Genomic DNA, 12,966 nt, shown 5'->3' with positions numbered 1-12,966 from the left:
CGGCCGCGCGAGGTCACGCGGCCTCCCGCAGGCGGGCCAGCAGGGGGACGAGGTCGGCGTCGTGGTCGACGGCGAGGGCCTCCTCGGTCATGCGCGCGGCGGCGACGTACCGTCCGACCTGGTCGGCTTCCCAGGCGGCGTCGCGGCCGAGCGCGGTGGCGAGCAGCGCGGCGACGTGCGGAGCCGCGGCGGCGCCGCCGTCGCGCGCCTCCAGCCCGGCCCGGCTGCGCCGGCGCAGCACGTCGTCCACGCCGAGCGCGCCCTCGTGCGCCGCCATGAACAGCACCTCGGCGCCCAGCAGCGACGGCGCCCCGGGGAGCGGCTCCAGCGGCCCGCCAGGGAGGGAGCCCGGCGTCCCGCCGCCGAGCGGGCCGGAGCCCAGGGTGAGCACCTCGCGGTAGTCGGATCCGTACCGCAGAGCCAGCCGCTCCACCACCGAGACGGGCACCCCGGCGGCGACGGCGGCGGCGTCGCGGCGGGCCCAGGCCTGGGCGAAGCCGCTGGCGCCGGCCAGCGGGAGGGTGGCCGTCGAGGAGCGGCGCGCGCCGAGCCCGCGGACGGCGGCCGAGACCGCGTCGCGCGCCATCACCCGGTACGTGGTCAGCTTCCCGCCCGCCACGACGAAGCAGCCGGGCGCCACCTCCCGCACCACGTGCTCGCGGGACACCGCCTGGGTGTCGCCGGAGCCTGCGTCGACCAGCGGCCGCAGCCCGGCGTACACGCCGACCACGTCGTCCCCGGTGAGCGGCTCGCGCAGCCACCGGTTGGCCTGGTCGAGCAGGTAGCGCACGTCGGAGCCGGTCGGCAGCACCGGCCCAGGCCCGATCTCCCACGGCGTGTCCGTGGTCCCGACGAGCACCACGTCCCCCGCGGGGATCACGAACAGCACCGAACTCGCCGTCCGCGCGATGAGCGCCGACGACATGGGCAGCCGCGACTTGGGCACCACCAGGTGCACCCCCTTGGAGGCCCGCGTCCGTACGGGGGAGACGCCCAGCATCCGCTGGGTGAGCTCCGACCACGGCCCGGTGGCGAGCACCACGCGCCGCGCCCGGATCGCGAACCGCTCGCCGCTGAGCACGTCCTCGCAGGTGGCGACCGTGTGGCCGGGCCGGGTGGCGAGGCCGGTGACCCGCACGCGGGTGAGCACGGTGGCGCCCTCGCGCACGGCGGTGCGGGCCAGCGTGACCACCAGCCGGGCGTCGTCCACCTGACCGTCGTCGTAGGCGAGGGCGCCGACCGCGGCGTCGGGGCGCAGCGACGGCGCGGCGCGCAGGAGCGCCCGCCGGCTGAGGTGGCGGTGCCGCCGGAAGCCGTGCCGGTCGCCGATCCCGGCGAGCCCGTCGTAGAGGGCGAGCCCGGCGCCCACGTAGCCGCGCTCCCACATCCGGTGGGTGAGCGGATACAGGAAGGACAGCCGCCGCACGAGGTGCGGGGCCAGGTCGTGCAGGAGGCCGCGCTCGTGCAGCGCCTCGCGCACCAGCCCGAACCTGAGCTGCTCCAGATAGCGCACGCCGCCGTGCAGCAGCCTGCTGGACTTGCCCGACGTGCCCGACGCCAGGTCGCCGGCCTCGACGAGGGCCACGGTGAGCCCTCGGGAGGCCGCGTCCAGCGCGGCTCCGGCGCCGGTCGCGCCGCCGCCGACGACCAGCACGTCGAGCAGGTTCTCCGACACCTCGTGCAGCAGGGCGTCGCGCTGTCCCATGACCGTTGCCATCCTCATCCTCACCAGCGCCTGTAGACCTCTTCGGCCCAGCCGTACAGATCGGAGATCTCCACGATCTCCCCGTCGTCCGCGACGACCGTGCCCCGGTAGTGACCGAACGCCTGGGCCTCGCGGGTGCGCATGTAGAGCGCCCGCCGCACGTCGGCCTCGCGTACGTGCTCGGGGACGAACTCCAGGTCCAGCCGGTCGCCGGTGATCCGCCAGGGCGCGTTCCAGTCGCTCGTGTCGTAGTACCAGACCAGCTCCTCGCTGATCTTGTGGACGCGGCCGTCGAGGATCAGCGCGTTCTCCACGCTGCCGGTGCCGTCGGTCCACTTGCCGCCGATCTGGATAGCCACGTCGCGGCCGCCGGGGCGGCCGGCGGCCGCGCCCCAGTTCCACAGGACCTCCCCCGGCCAGCGGCCGCGGCCGAGGTCGAGCGTGGCCAGCGCGTCCTCGGTGGCGAACTCGTACGTCCTGCCGTTGACGCGGACGGTGCCCTCGGCGGGCCGGCCGACGTCCTTGACCGTGTACTGGAAGCGGCGGGCGCTCCACGGCACCACCAGCGACAGGCTCTCCCTGCCCGGAACCCGGTGCACCAGGATCTCCGCGTCCAGCTCGGCCGACCTGAGCCGGAGCCGGGTGCCGGCCGCGGTCTCGTCGACGCTGATCCGGACGGGACCGGCGCCGATGCGCACGCTGCCCTCGCCGCTGCGCGCGGAGAACGAGACGCCTCTGGCGGGCACGAGCAGGCCCCTGCTCGTCACCTGCTCGCCGGTGCGCCGGTCCAGGAAGAACGCCGCCTCGCCGGCCAGGTAGTCGAGGCTGCTCGCGCTGAAGGCGAACACCTGCTCAGGGCTGGTCACGCACCAGTAGTCCCAGCGCATGGTGCGGCCCCAGCCGCGGATGTTGGCGCGGTGCAGCGGGGTGCGGCTCCACCCGACGGCGGCCGGGTTGAGCCGTCCGCTCGGCAGGCACAGGTCGACCCTGCTGGTGATCTCGCGCTCGGCGACCGCGCGCGGGCTCGTCTTCATCGTGCTCTCCGTCATCGCCCCAGCCCCACGCTGAGGTACTTGTACTCCAGGTAGTCGGCCACCCCGTGGTGGCCGCCCTCGCGGCCGTAGCCGCTGCTCTTCACCCCGCCGAACGGCGCCTGTGGCGGCGCCAGCGGGCCGCCGTTCACGGTGACCATCCCGAACTGGAGCTCCTCCGCGATCCGGATGGTCCTGTTCAGGTCGTTCGTCCACACATAAGCGGTCAGTCCGTACGGGGTCGCGTTCGCGCGGGCGACGACCGTGTCGCAGTCGTCGAACTCCAGCACCGGGGCGACCGGCCCGAAGGTCTCCTCGCGGCAGATCAGCATGTCGTCGGTGACCCCGGACAGCACCGTGGCCGGGTAGGACGTGCCCGGCCCGCCGGAGGCCCGGCCGCCGGTCAGCGCCGTGGCGCCGCGGGCCAGCGCGTCCTCGACGTGCCTGGTCACCTTGGCCACGGCCCGCTCGTCGATGAGCGGCCCCAGCTCGGCCGCCTCGGCCCGGCGGACCAGCTCGGCGGTGAAGGCGGCGGCCAGCGAGGAGTGCACGTAGATCCGGTTGGGCGCGGTGCAGGCCTGGCCGGCGTTGAGGAACTTGCTGCGGGCCACGGCCCGGGCGGCGGCGACCGGGTCGGCGTCGGGGAAGACCAGCACCGGCGCGTGCCCGCCCAGCTCGACGCTGAGCCGCTTCACGTCCTGGGCGCTCTGCCTGATCAGCTCCCTGCCGACCTCCGTGGAGCCGGTGAACGACACCTTGCGCACCCGCGGGTCGGCCATGACGACCGCGCCGAACTCCGCCGGGCGGGACGTGGTGACCAGGTTGAACACGCCGGCCGGCAGCCCGGCGGCGACGAACGCCTCGGCGACCGCGATGGCCGACAGCGGGGTCAGCTCGGCCGGCTTGAGCACCACCGTGCAGCCGGCGGCCAGCGCCGGGCCCAGTTTGCGGGTGATCATGGAGACCGGGAAGTTCCACGGCGTGATGCCCGCCACCACGCCCACCGGTTCGGGCAGCAGCCAGATGCGGTTGTCGGCGTGCGCGCCCGGCACGGTCTCACCGTAGAGGCGGCGGGTCTCCTCTGCCGCCCACAGCAGGTGGTCGGCCCCCGACAGCACCTCGCCGGTCGCCTCGGCGAGCGGCTTGCCCTGCTCGGCCGTCATGATCGCGCCGATCGTCTCCGCTCTGGCCGCCAGCTCCCGTGCGGCGGCCCGCATGAGGTCGGCCCGCTCGTGCGCGGGCAGGGCACGCCAGGCCGGGAACGCCTCGGCGGCGGCGTCGACCGCCCGCGCCGTCAGCTCGGGGCCGCAGTCGGCGACCTCGCCCAGCGGCTGCCCGGTGGCGGGCGCGTAGACGGTGAACGTGCCGTCCGCCTCCCGCCACTCGGCCCCGATGAGTGCCCTTCCCGTGTCAGCCATCTGTCTCCCGCAATCCGTCGATCAGCGCTTTCATGGCGGCCATCTCGTGCGCGTGCTGCAACTCGCTGGCCAGGGTGATGTCGCCGGCCACCAGGGCGTTCCTGATGGCGACGTGTTCGGTGTGCGATTCGGGCAGCCGCCAGGGCACCAGGCGGAAGCCGCGCTGGGCGGTCTCCGTCCGGGCCCACAGGCTCTGCAGCATGCGGTGGGTGAGCCTGCTGCTCTCGGTGTCGCACAGCAGGGAGTGGAAGCGCCGGTTGAGCCGGGCGAACGCGGCCACGTCCAGCTTCGCGACGGCGACCTCGCACTCGGCGAGGACCGCGTCCACCTCGGCCAGCCGGTCGCCGGCCAGCGGCCGGCCGTCCAGCTTCAGGGCCAGCGAGGTCAGCGCGGCCCGCACGCTGTAGAGCTCGCGGACGTTCTCGACGGTGTACGCGGCCACCACGGCCCCGACGTGCGGGCGCTCGACCAGCCACTCCTCCGAGCAGAGCTGCTTGATGGCCTCGCGCACCGGCGTCTCGCTGATGCCCACGGCCTCGGCGACCATCCGGGTGGTGATCTTCATCCCGGGTGGCGCCTCTCCTGACATGATCAGATTCTTGATGTGGTCCGCTGCCAGATCCGCCTTGGTGCGGAAGGGGGAACGCGATTCGGCCATGGTTGGGGGAGCCCTTCAGACCCGCTGGACAGTGAGCGGCTCGATCGCCGCGTGGTCCAGCTCTACACCGAGTCCCGGTCCTTCCGGAACGCCTACGAGCCCGGAGGAGTCCGGCAGCAGCGGTTTCGTCAGCATCGCGTGGAACACCTCCGGGACGATCACCGGCGGGTCGTACGGGTACTCCAGCCAGTCGCAGTTCGGCAGCGACGCGCAGAGCTGCAGGTTTCCCGCGACGCCGAGGCCGGTGGCCCAGGCGTGCGGGATCACCTTGCGCTGCCGGGCCGCGGCCATGGCGCCGAAGTCGCGCAGCGCGCCGATCTCCTCGCTCTCGTTGGCGTCCGGCTGGAAGATGTCGAAGCACCCGTCCTCCAGCATCCGCACGAGCTGGCCGATGCCGCGGTTGTGCTCGCAGCCGGCGATCGGGATCGGCGCGGCCGCGGTCAGCTCGCACAGCGCGCGGTAGTCGTGCCGGGGCATCGGCTCCTCCAGCCAGGCCACACCGAGATCGGCCAGCTCCCTGGCGGTGGTCAGGGCGCGGTCGTAGTCCCAGATCAACCGGCTGCCGTCGGGCGCGTACCGCCAGCGGGCGGCGGCCTGGTTGGCGTCCACCATGATCGCGACGTCCGGTCCGACGGCCTCGCGCACGGCGGCCACCTGGGCGACGTCCTCGGCGATCGTCGCGGCGTGGACCCGCAACTTGATGCCCCGGAACCCCTCCTCGACGACCTTCAGACTGTCCTCCACCCGCTGCTCCGGGCTGCGGACCTCGCCGAAGCTCGCATAGGCGCGAACCGCTCCCGAGTGCCCGCCCCACAGCTTGTACAGCGGCTGACCGCAGGCCTTGCCCACCGCGTCCCACACCGCGACGCCGACGACCCAGGGCCGGGGGAAGACGTACTCGGCCACGTACCGCAGCCGGTTGGCGACGTGCGTGGTGTCGAACACGTCCAGGCCCACGAGCTGCGGGCGGATCCAGCCGCGGATCGCCTCCAGCAGCATCGGACCGGTGCCGTGCCCCATGTCGCCGCCTGACACGCCGACGATGCCCTCGTCGGTCTCGACCTCGACGATGACCGCCGACATCGCCCGGTGGGCGCCCTCCGGAGCCCACGACGGCACGAAAGGCCGCGGATAGGGCAGCTCGATGACCCTGGCCCGCACGTCTGTGATCTTCATCGGCCCATCACCCCTTGGTCGCGCCGTCCGCGAGGCCCTTGATCAGGTACTTCTGCACGAGCAGCGCGAAGACCACCACGGGCAGCACGGTCAGCACGCCGACCGCGGCCAGCGGCCCCCACATGCCGCCCTTCTCGGTGTCGGCCGCCATGCCGGCGATCGCCACCGGGATGGTGACCGCCTTGTCATTGGTGAGGATGAGCGCGAACAGCAGCTCCTCCCAGGCCAGGATGATGCAGAAGATCAGCGTCGAGACCAGCCCGGTCAGGCTCGTCGGCACGATGATCCGGAAGAACGCGCCGAAGCGGGTGCACCCGTCGATCATCGCGGCCTCCTCCAGTTCCTTCGGCAGGCCGCGGAAGAACGCCCGCATCAGCCAGACCACGTACGGCACGAGGAAGGTCACGTACGCGAGGATCACCGTGATGTACTGGTCGGTCAGCCCGAGCTTCCTGGCCACCAGGAACAGCGGGACGACCAGCGCGATCGGCGGCACCGCGCGGGAGGCCAGGATGAGCCCGCCCACGACGCCCGCGCCGCGCATGCGCATCCGCGACAGCGCGTAGCCCGCCATGGATCCGGCGACCATGGAGATGACCGACGCGCCCACCGCCACGATGACCGTGTTGACCATCCGGGGCATGATGCGCGCCTGGTGGAAGTAGCTGACGTAGTTGTCGAGCGTGAACTCGCTCAGCCACCTCGGCGGCACCGTGAAGATGTCCTTGGGCAGCTTGAAGGAGATGCTGACCATGTAGAGGACGGGAAACAGGAAGAGCAGCGTGACCAGGATCGCCCCGGTGATGGCCGCGTACCTCCTCACCATCGGTTCTCCAGACGCCGGGTCACGTTGAACAGGACATAGGTGATGATCATCGTCAGGACCAGCACGATCGTGGCCATCGAGGAGGCCGTGCCGAACTCCAGGCTCCGGAACCCCTTCTCGTAGATGTAGAGGTTGACCACGTTGGTCGCGTTGCCGGGCCCGCCCTTGGTGGCGGCCAGCGCGATGTCGAACATCTTGACCGCGCCCAGCCAGCGCACCACGAACGCGGCGGCCATCACCGGCACCAGCAGCGGCAGCGTGATGTGCCGCAGCGTGGCCCACCGGCCCGCGCCGTCGGACTTGGCCGCCTCGTACACGTCACCCGGCAGCGCCATGATCCCGGCCGCGGCGATGAGCACCACGAACGGCGTCCAGCGCCACGTGTCGATGATGATCAGGCTCGCCATGGCCAGCGTCGGGTCGCCGATCCACTCGACCGGGCCGATCCCGACCAGGCCGAGCGCGTAGTTGACGACGCCCCAGAGAGGGTCGAGCAGCATCCGCCAGACGCCGCCCGCGACCACCGGCGCCACCACCATCGGGATGAGGAACAGCGCGCGCAGCACGCCCCGCCCCCGCCAGGCGACGTTGAGCAGGAACGCGATGGCGAACCCGAGCACCATCTGCAGCGGCAGCGCGATCACCAGGTAGACCGCGGTGACCCGGAGCGACTCCAGGAAACCGGGGTCGTTCAGCACGGCCTCGTAGTTGCGCCAGCCGACCCACCCGGCGGGCTGGAAGGTGGCGAGGTCGAAGTCGGACAGGCTCACCCAGAGGGTGTAGAAGATCGGGTAGAGCAGCATGCCCGCGAGCAGGATCAGAGCGGGTGCCAGGAAGAGCCAGGCGGTGCCCGGCTCTCCCAGGCGAACGCGTCTCACTGCCCGTAGCCCTTGGACTTCAGCAGTGCCGTGATCTCACTGGCGGCCGCCTCGATCGCCTGCTGGGCGGTCGACTGGCCGGACACGGCCTGGCTGGTGTGCAGTGCCAGGATCTGCTGGACGGCGTCGGACTCGGGCAGCCTCGGACGCCACATCTCGCCCTTGGTGACGACCTCGTAGCCCTCCTTGAGCGCCTTGTAGACCGGCTCGGCCCAGTCGGCCGGCGGCTCGCCGTCGAGCGTGGAGACCCGCGCGGGGAACGTGCCGAACTCCTTGGCGGTGAACTGCTCGCCCTGCTTGGAGGTGACCCACTGCAGCCACGTCCAGGCGGCGGCCGGGTGCTGGGACTTCTTGGAGATGCCCGCCGTCCAGATGCCGCGGTGCGCGCCCGGCGCGGCGGTCCCGGCGGGCAGCGTGGTGATGCCGACCTCGTCGGGGGTCAGGGTGGTGGTCTCCTTGTCCACGGCCGTGCCCTTGAAGACGCTGCCCCACATGAACATGGTGGCCGCCTTGCCCTGGCGGAACGCCTCCAGCGGCTCGTTGAACTGGTAGGTGCTCGCCCCGGGAGGCGCGTACTTGAGCAGGTCAACCTGCGTCTGCAGAGCCTTGACCCCCGCCTCGTTGTCGAACGCGACCCGCATGTTCTCGTCGAGCAGCTGACCGCCGTCGGAGTTGAGCACGGTCTGCCACACCGTGGGGGTCAGCGGGTCCTTGGTGAAGTACGTGGCCGCCGCCCACGAGTCGGTCTGGCCGTCGCCGTCGGTGTCCTGGACGAGCTTCTCGGCGTCCTTGAAGTACTGCTCCCAGGTGGTCTCGGCGGTCGGCTCGGCGACCCCGGCCTTCTTGTAGAGCGTCTTGTTGTAGAACATCAGCAGCAGGTTGGAGCGGACCGGCACCGCGTACTGCTTGCCCTCCCACTCCCCCGCCGCCAGCGGCGCCGGGTGGATGTCGTCCCAGTCGTACTCGGGATCGTTCCACTGCGCCAGCTCGGTGCCCTTGAGGTCGTGCAGGGCGCCGGTCTTGGCGAGCTGCGGCAGCCAGTTGTCATCGGCGAGCACCGCGTCGTAGGTGGCGTTCGCGCCGGTCAGCTCCAGCATCGTCTTGGCGAGCTGGTCGTTGTACGGGACGCCGTCGATCGTGACCTTGATGTTCGGGTACTTCTTGTTGAACTCGGGCACGAGGCCGTCCTGCCACTGCTTGGCGAACGCGTCGTTGGCGATGACGCGGATCGACACCGGGTTCTCCGCGGTGCCGAGACCGCCGCCGTCGGCCGGGACTTCCTCCGCCGACGAACCGCAGGCCGCGACGGCCAGACCGAGCACGGCCGTGGCCGCGACGAGCCGAATGCTTCTCAACACTTCTCCTTGGGGGAAAGGGGGTTCAGGCGACCGGATCGATCGCGAGCTTCACGACGTCCCTGCCGTCGAGGGCGTAGCCGCCGCCGAGTGCTTCCAGTGCCTCGCGGACTCTGGCCAGCGGCACGCGGTGGCTCACCACGCGCTCGTACGGCCTGCCGCCGCGCTCCAGGAGCGTCAGCGCCTGGTGGTAGCGGCGCTGCATGTCGGGACCGGCGCCGTACACGCCGGCGATCGTGATGTCCCGCCTCAGCAGGTCGCTGTAGGGGTTGAAGGGGATGGCGCCGCGGTCGGTGAAGTTGCCGAGCTCGGCCAGCACACCGCCGTCGGCGACGAGGCCGAGCGCCTCGGCGAACGACTCGGGCGAGCCGGCCGTGCCGATGACGGCGTCGGCTCCCTGGCGTCCGAGCGCGTCGAAGACCGCCCGCCTGCGCTCCTCCGGGCTCTGGCCGAGGCCGACCACCGCGTCGGCGCCCAGTCCGGCGGCCAGGTCCAGCCGGGCGCGGGGCCCGCCGACGGCGACCACGCGGGCGGCGCCGGCGGCGCGGGCGGCGGCCACGGCCATCAGACCGATCGCGCCGACGCCCTGGACCACGACGGTGGAGCCGATCCGGATCGCGGAGCGCTCCACGCCGTGCAGGGCCACGGACATGGGCTCCTGCAGCACGGCGACCTCGGCGGGCAGGTCGGTCCGGTAGAACACCGTGCCCGCGTTCGAGGCGTACAGATGGGTGGCGAAGCCGCCGGTCAGGTGCGGGGGACGGTCGGCGGGCGAGGCGAACCCGTACGAGGGACGGCGGTCCGGGCAGTTGGCCGGCCTGTGCCGCACCTGGCATTCGAAGCACCGGCCGCAGCTCAGCGACGGGAAGACGCCGACCTGGTCGCCGACGGCCACCGGCCTGCCCGCGTGGTCCGCCTCGACGCCTTCGCCGAGGGCGGCCAGCCGGCCGACGATCTCGTGCCCGAGCAGCGCGGGGAAGCGCACGCTGGCCAGCCTGCCGCGGTAGATGTGCGCGTCGGTGCCGCACATCCCGCAGAGCTCGACCTGGAGCACGAACTCTCCCGGGCCGGGCCGCGGCAGGGCGTACTCGCGCACCTCCACTGGTCCAGTGACGTCGGTGACGATCGCCGCACGTGCCAGCCCGTCCATCCACGTCCTCCACATTCTACTTTCTATAGAATATGGAGGAGGTTAGTTTGTCCGGTTTTGGCAGGTCAAATGCCGTTACCGGATTGTTTCCTGGCCACTAGGCTGGAACGCATGGCTGAGATCGCGCTTGCCGACGGCGTGTGGACCTTCGACGGCGAGACGCTGCGGATCGTGCCGGGCAGCGGGCGCGACGTGCACGAGATCCGCAAGGCGCTCGGAGAGCTGGTCATCCCGCTGGAGGCGATCGCGAGCGCCACGTTCGAGCCCGCGCGCAAGGGCGGCCATCTCAGGCTGCGGCTGCGCAAGGGGGCCGACCCGCTGACCGACGCGGTGGCGGGCTCGCTCACCGCGCCCGCCGACCCTTACCGGTTGCAGATCCCGAAGGACCGCACCGGCGCGGCCGAGTACTTCGCCGACGAGATCCGCGACAGCCTCGCGGTGTGGCAGACGGCTGCGGGGCCGTGCGAGGACTTCGTGCTGCCCGGCCCGGAGGTGCCGATCACGGCGACCGCGGGCGACGGCACGGTGAGCTTCGACGGCGAGCGCGTGCGCGTCGAGTGGACCGGTTTCGCCTCGACGGCCAAGGACGAGGCGGGCCCGCAGGAGTTCGCGGTGGCCGACCTGACCGGCGTGGAGTGGAAGCCGCAGAGCGGCATGGGCTACGGCGTCCTGCGTTTCCATCCCAAGGACGAGGGCCCGCTCAGGCCGCCGCAGAAGGACCCGCGCTGCCTGTCGTGGGGGGTGCAGCGGTTCGGCGGGACGACCTGCCTGGTCGCGGCGGCCGTCCTGGCCCGCATCCCGCGCGGGCCCGCCGAGCTGCCCCCGCCGCCGAGCACGACGGCGGAGACGCAGACGATCCTGGGCCAGTTGTCCGAGCTCGGCGAGCTGCACCGCCAGGGCGTGCTGACGGACGAGGAGTTCAGTGCGGCGAAGCAGGCCCTGCTCCGCCGCCTGGGGTGACTTCCGGGACTGTCCGGGACTACTGCTCGGCGCGCGCGGCGCGCTCGTTCGGCACGCAGTGCGTCATCTTCAGGCCCTGCACGTCGCGCGGCCCGTTCCTGCCGAGGTTCGCCAGGCGCTCCCGCTCCTCCTTGGTGAGGTCCTGGGTCGCGAGCGGCTCCAGGTGCGCCACGTCGTCGGGCGTGATGCCGAGCCCCTCGCCGACGCGCAGGCCCAGCTCGTCCTCGGCCATGAGGAAGTGCCAGACCATGCGCTCGGCGATGCGCCGGTCGCACTGCCTGAGGTTCGCCGTGAAGTTGGCCACCAGGTCGTCGCGTTCCCATTCCTCCATGAGCAGGTAACGCTGCCCTGCCTGGGCGTAGTCGTTGGTCCTCGGGATGCGCTTGCGGGTCAGCCGCCCGGAGATGACCGGCCCCTCCTCGTCGACGGTCGGGTACTCGGCCTCGCGCAGCCCGTCGATCAGCGACGGCTCGTAGTTGATGTGCGGCGACTCGCCGGCGGTGTCGACGAAGTACGTCATCTGACCGTCGCGCTGGTTCGTCCGGATCTCCGCGTTCTTCGCCTGGTTGACCGGGAGCTGCAGGTAGTTGGGGCCGACCCGGTAACGCTGGGTGTCGCTGTACGAGAACGTCCGGCCGACGAGCATCTTGTCGTCGGAGAAGTCCAGGCCGTCGACCAGCACGCCGGTGCCGAAGGAGATCTGCTCGTTCTCGGCGAAGTTGTTCGACACGTTGCGGTTGAGCACCAGCCGCCCGACCGGCCTGGCCGGGAACTCGTTCTCCGGCCACACCTTGGTGTCGTCGAGCGGATCGAAGTCGAGCTCGGGGTGCTCGTCGTCGCTCATCATCTGCACGAGCAGCTCCCACTCGGGGTAGTCGCCCCGGTCGATCGCCTCGTGCAGGTCACGGGTGGCGTGCCCCAGGTCCTGGGCCTGGACGACGGCGGCGTCCAGCTCGGTCATGCTGCGCACGCCCTGCTTGGGCATCCAGTGGTACTTGACCAGCACGGTCTCGCCCTGCTGGTTGACCCACTTGTACGTGTTGACGCCGAACCCCTGCATGTGGCGGTAGTCGGACGGGATGCCGCGCGGGCTGAACAGGTTGACCAGCATGTGCAGGCACTCGGGCGTCTGCGACATGAAGTCGAAGATCCGGTTGGGCTCCTGCCGGAACGTCACCGGGTCGGGCTTGAGCGAGTGGATCACGTCGGGGAACTTGATCGCGTCCCGGATGAAGAACACGGCCAGGTTGTTGCCGACCAGGTCCCAGTTGCCGTCCTCGGTGTAGAACTTGACCGCGAACCCCCGAGGGTCGCGGGCCGTCTCCGCCGAGTCCCGGCCGCCGATGACCGTGGAGAACCGCAGCGCCACGTCGGTCCGCTTGCCCGCCTCCTGGAACAGCTTCGCGCGGGTGTAGCGGCTGATCGGCTCGTCGCCGATCTTCCCGTACGCTTCGAAGAAGCCGAACGCGGTCGCGCCGCGGGCGTGCACCACCCGCTCCGGGATGCGCTCCCGGTCGAAGTGGCTGATCTTCTCCAGGAACTGGTAGTTCTCCAGCGTCGCGGGGCCTCTGGCGCCGACCGTGCGCTGGTTCTGGTTGTCGTATACGGGGTGGCCTTGCCGGTTCGTCAGAATCTGCCGCTGGTCACCGGTGCCGGACCCCTGTCCGGAAACATCTGTCATGTCACCGTTCCTCTCCTCCGTTGGCCTCTTCCCCCATGCCCTCAACCCTCGACAGCTCACAGGCAAAGACTCACTCCTGCCCTGTCGCGGGCTCAGGTGGCGGAGGAGGACTCGTCGCGGAAACCGGT

General features: G+C 71.5%; 11 protein-coding genes. 1 reads left to right on the top strand and 10 read right to left on the bottom strand.

All coding sequences use genetic code 11. The features are described 5' to 3' along the window. Positions 1 to 13: 13 nt before the first annotated feature. Genes ACZ6YG_RS17550 through ACZ6YG_RS17510 form a run of 9 tightly spaced genes read right to left on the bottom strand, consistent with a single transcriptional unit; the run spans position 14 to position 10,197 of the window. Positions 14 to 1,705 carry a glycerol-3-phosphate dehydrogenase/oxidase gene (locus ACZ6YG_RS17550; RefSeq protein WP_364231138.1) on the bottom strand — a complete coding sequence of 564 codons (1,692 nt, stop codon included), beginning with the start codon at positions 1,703 to 1,705 and terminating at the stop codon, positions 14 to 16. 20 nt (positions 1,706 to 1,725) lie between these two features. Next, positions 1,726 to 2,739 carry a DUF2804 domain-containing protein gene (locus ACZ6YG_RS17545; protein WP_466018579.1) on the bottom strand — a complete coding sequence of 338 codons (1,014 nt, stop codon included), beginning with the start codon at positions 2,737 to 2,739 and terminating at the stop codon, positions 1,726 to 1,728. Between the two features lie 11 nt (positions 2,740 to 2,750). Further along, a complete protein-coding gene (locus ACZ6YG_RS17540; RefSeq protein ID WP_466018578.1) occupies positions 2,751 to 4,154 on the bottom strand; it encodes an NAD-dependent succinate-semialdehyde dehydrogenase in 1,404 nt (467 codons plus the stop codon). Further along, positions 4,147 to 4,812: a GntR family transcriptional regulator gene (locus ACZ6YG_RS17535; RefSeq protein ID WP_148029570.1), complete on the bottom strand. Its 666-nt coding sequence runs from the start codon at positions 4,810 to 4,812 to the stop codon at positions 4,147 to 4,149. The genes ACZ6YG_RS17540 and ACZ6YG_RS17535 overlap by 8 nt, the downstream gene beginning before the upstream one ends. 15 nt (positions 4,813 to 4,827) lie before the next feature. Continuing rightward, a complete protein-coding gene (locus ACZ6YG_RS17530; protein ID WP_364231130.1) occupies positions 4,828 to 5,988 on the bottom strand; it encodes a mandelate racemase/muconate lactonizing enzyme family protein in 1,161 nt (386 codons plus the stop codon). A gap of 7 nt (positions 5,989 to 5,995) precedes the next feature. Continuing rightward, the gene (locus tag ACZ6YG_RS17525) at positions 5,996 to 6,814 is read right to left on the bottom strand and encodes a carbohydrate ABC transporter permease (protein WP_148029568.1); all 819 of its coding nucleotides are present in this window, start codon (positions 6,812 to 6,814) and stop codon (positions 5,996 to 5,998) included. Continuing rightward, on the bottom strand, positions 6,808 to 7,692 hold the full coding sequence (locus ACZ6YG_RS17520) for a carbohydrate ABC transporter permease (protein WP_364231128.1): 885 nt from the start codon (positions 7,690 to 7,692) through the stop codon (positions 6,808 to 6,810). The genes ACZ6YG_RS17525 and ACZ6YG_RS17520 overlap by 7 nt, the downstream gene beginning before the upstream one ends. After that, on the bottom strand, positions 7,689 to 9,050 hold the full coding sequence (locus tag ACZ6YG_RS17515) for an ABC transporter substrate-binding protein (protein WP_466018577.1): 1,362 nt from the start codon (positions 9,048 to 9,050) through the stop codon (positions 7,689 to 7,691). The genes ACZ6YG_RS17520 and ACZ6YG_RS17515 overlap by 4 nt, the downstream gene beginning before the upstream one ends. A 22-nt stretch (positions 9,051 to 9,072) precedes the next feature. Continuing rightward, positions 9,073 to 10,197, bottom strand: a complete 1,125-nt coding sequence (locus ACZ6YG_RS17510; RefSeq protein ID WP_222708825.1) for a zinc-binding dehydrogenase — start codon at positions 10,195 to 10,197, stop codon at positions 9,073 to 9,075. 111 nt (positions 10,198 to 10,308) lie between these two features. Between ACZ6YG_RS17510 and ACZ6YG_RS17505 the strand changes: the two genes are divergently transcribed. After that, positions 10,309 to 11,157: a DUF4429 domain-containing protein gene (locus ACZ6YG_RS17505; RefSeq protein ID WP_148029565.1), complete on the top strand. Its 849-nt coding sequence runs from the start codon at positions 10,309 to 10,311 to the stop codon at positions 11,155 to 11,157. Positions 11,158 to 11,176: 19 nt separating this feature from the next. Here ACZ6YG_RS17505 and ACZ6YG_RS17500 read toward each other — a convergent pair whose 3' ends face one another. Next, positions 11,177 to 12,838, bottom strand: a complete 1,662-nt coding sequence (locus ACZ6YG_RS17500; RefSeq protein WP_148029564.1) for a catalase — start codon at positions 12,836 to 12,838, stop codon at positions 11,177 to 11,179. Positions 12,839 to 12,966 lie beyond the last annotated feature (128 nt).

The organism is Nonomuraea sp. NPDC054003 (assembly GCF_055585125.1).
The sequence above is the reverse complement of the archived record's forward strand: the minus strand, read 5'-3'. Positions and strand labels throughout refer to the sequence as shown.

Excerpts from the sequence above, each read along its gene's own strand:
- ACZ6YG_RS17550 (WP_364231138.1), bottom strand. The coding sequence starts at position 1,705 with ATGGGACAGCGCGACGCCCTGCTGCACGAGGTGTCGGAGAACCTGCTC.
- ACZ6YG_RS17545 (WP_466018579.1), bottom strand. The coding sequence starts at position 2,739 with ATGAAGACGAGCCCGCGCGCGGTCGCCGAGCGCGAGATCACCAGCAGG.
- ACZ6YG_RS17540 (WP_466018578.1), bottom strand. The coding sequence starts at position 4,154 with ATGGCTGACACGGGAAGGGCACTCATCGGGGCCGAGTGGCGGGAGGCG.
- ACZ6YG_RS17535 (WP_148029570.1), bottom strand. The coding sequence starts at position 4,812 with ATGGCCGAATCGCGTTCCCCCTTCCGCACCAAGGCGGATCTGGCAGCG.
- ACZ6YG_RS17530 (WP_364231130.1), bottom strand. The coding sequence starts at position 5,988 with ATGAAGATCACAGACGTGCGGGCCAGGGTCATCGAGCTGCCCTATCCG.
- ACZ6YG_RS17525 (WP_148029568.1), bottom strand. The coding sequence starts at position 6,814 with ATGGTGAGGAGGTACGCGGCCATCACCGGGGCGATCCTGGTCACGCTG.
- ACZ6YG_RS17510 (WP_222708825.1), bottom strand. The coding sequence starts at position 10,197 with ATGGACGGGCTGGCACGTGCGGCGATCGTCACCGACGTCACTGGACCA.
- ACZ6YG_RS17505 (WP_148029565.1), top strand. The coding sequence starts at position 10,309 with ATGGCTGAGATCGCGCTTGCCGACGGCGTGTGGACCTTCGACGGCGAG.
- ACZ6YG_RS17500 (WP_148029564.1), bottom strand. The coding sequence starts at position 12,838 with ATGACAGATGTTTCCGGACAGGGGTCCGGCACCGGTGACCAGCGGCAG.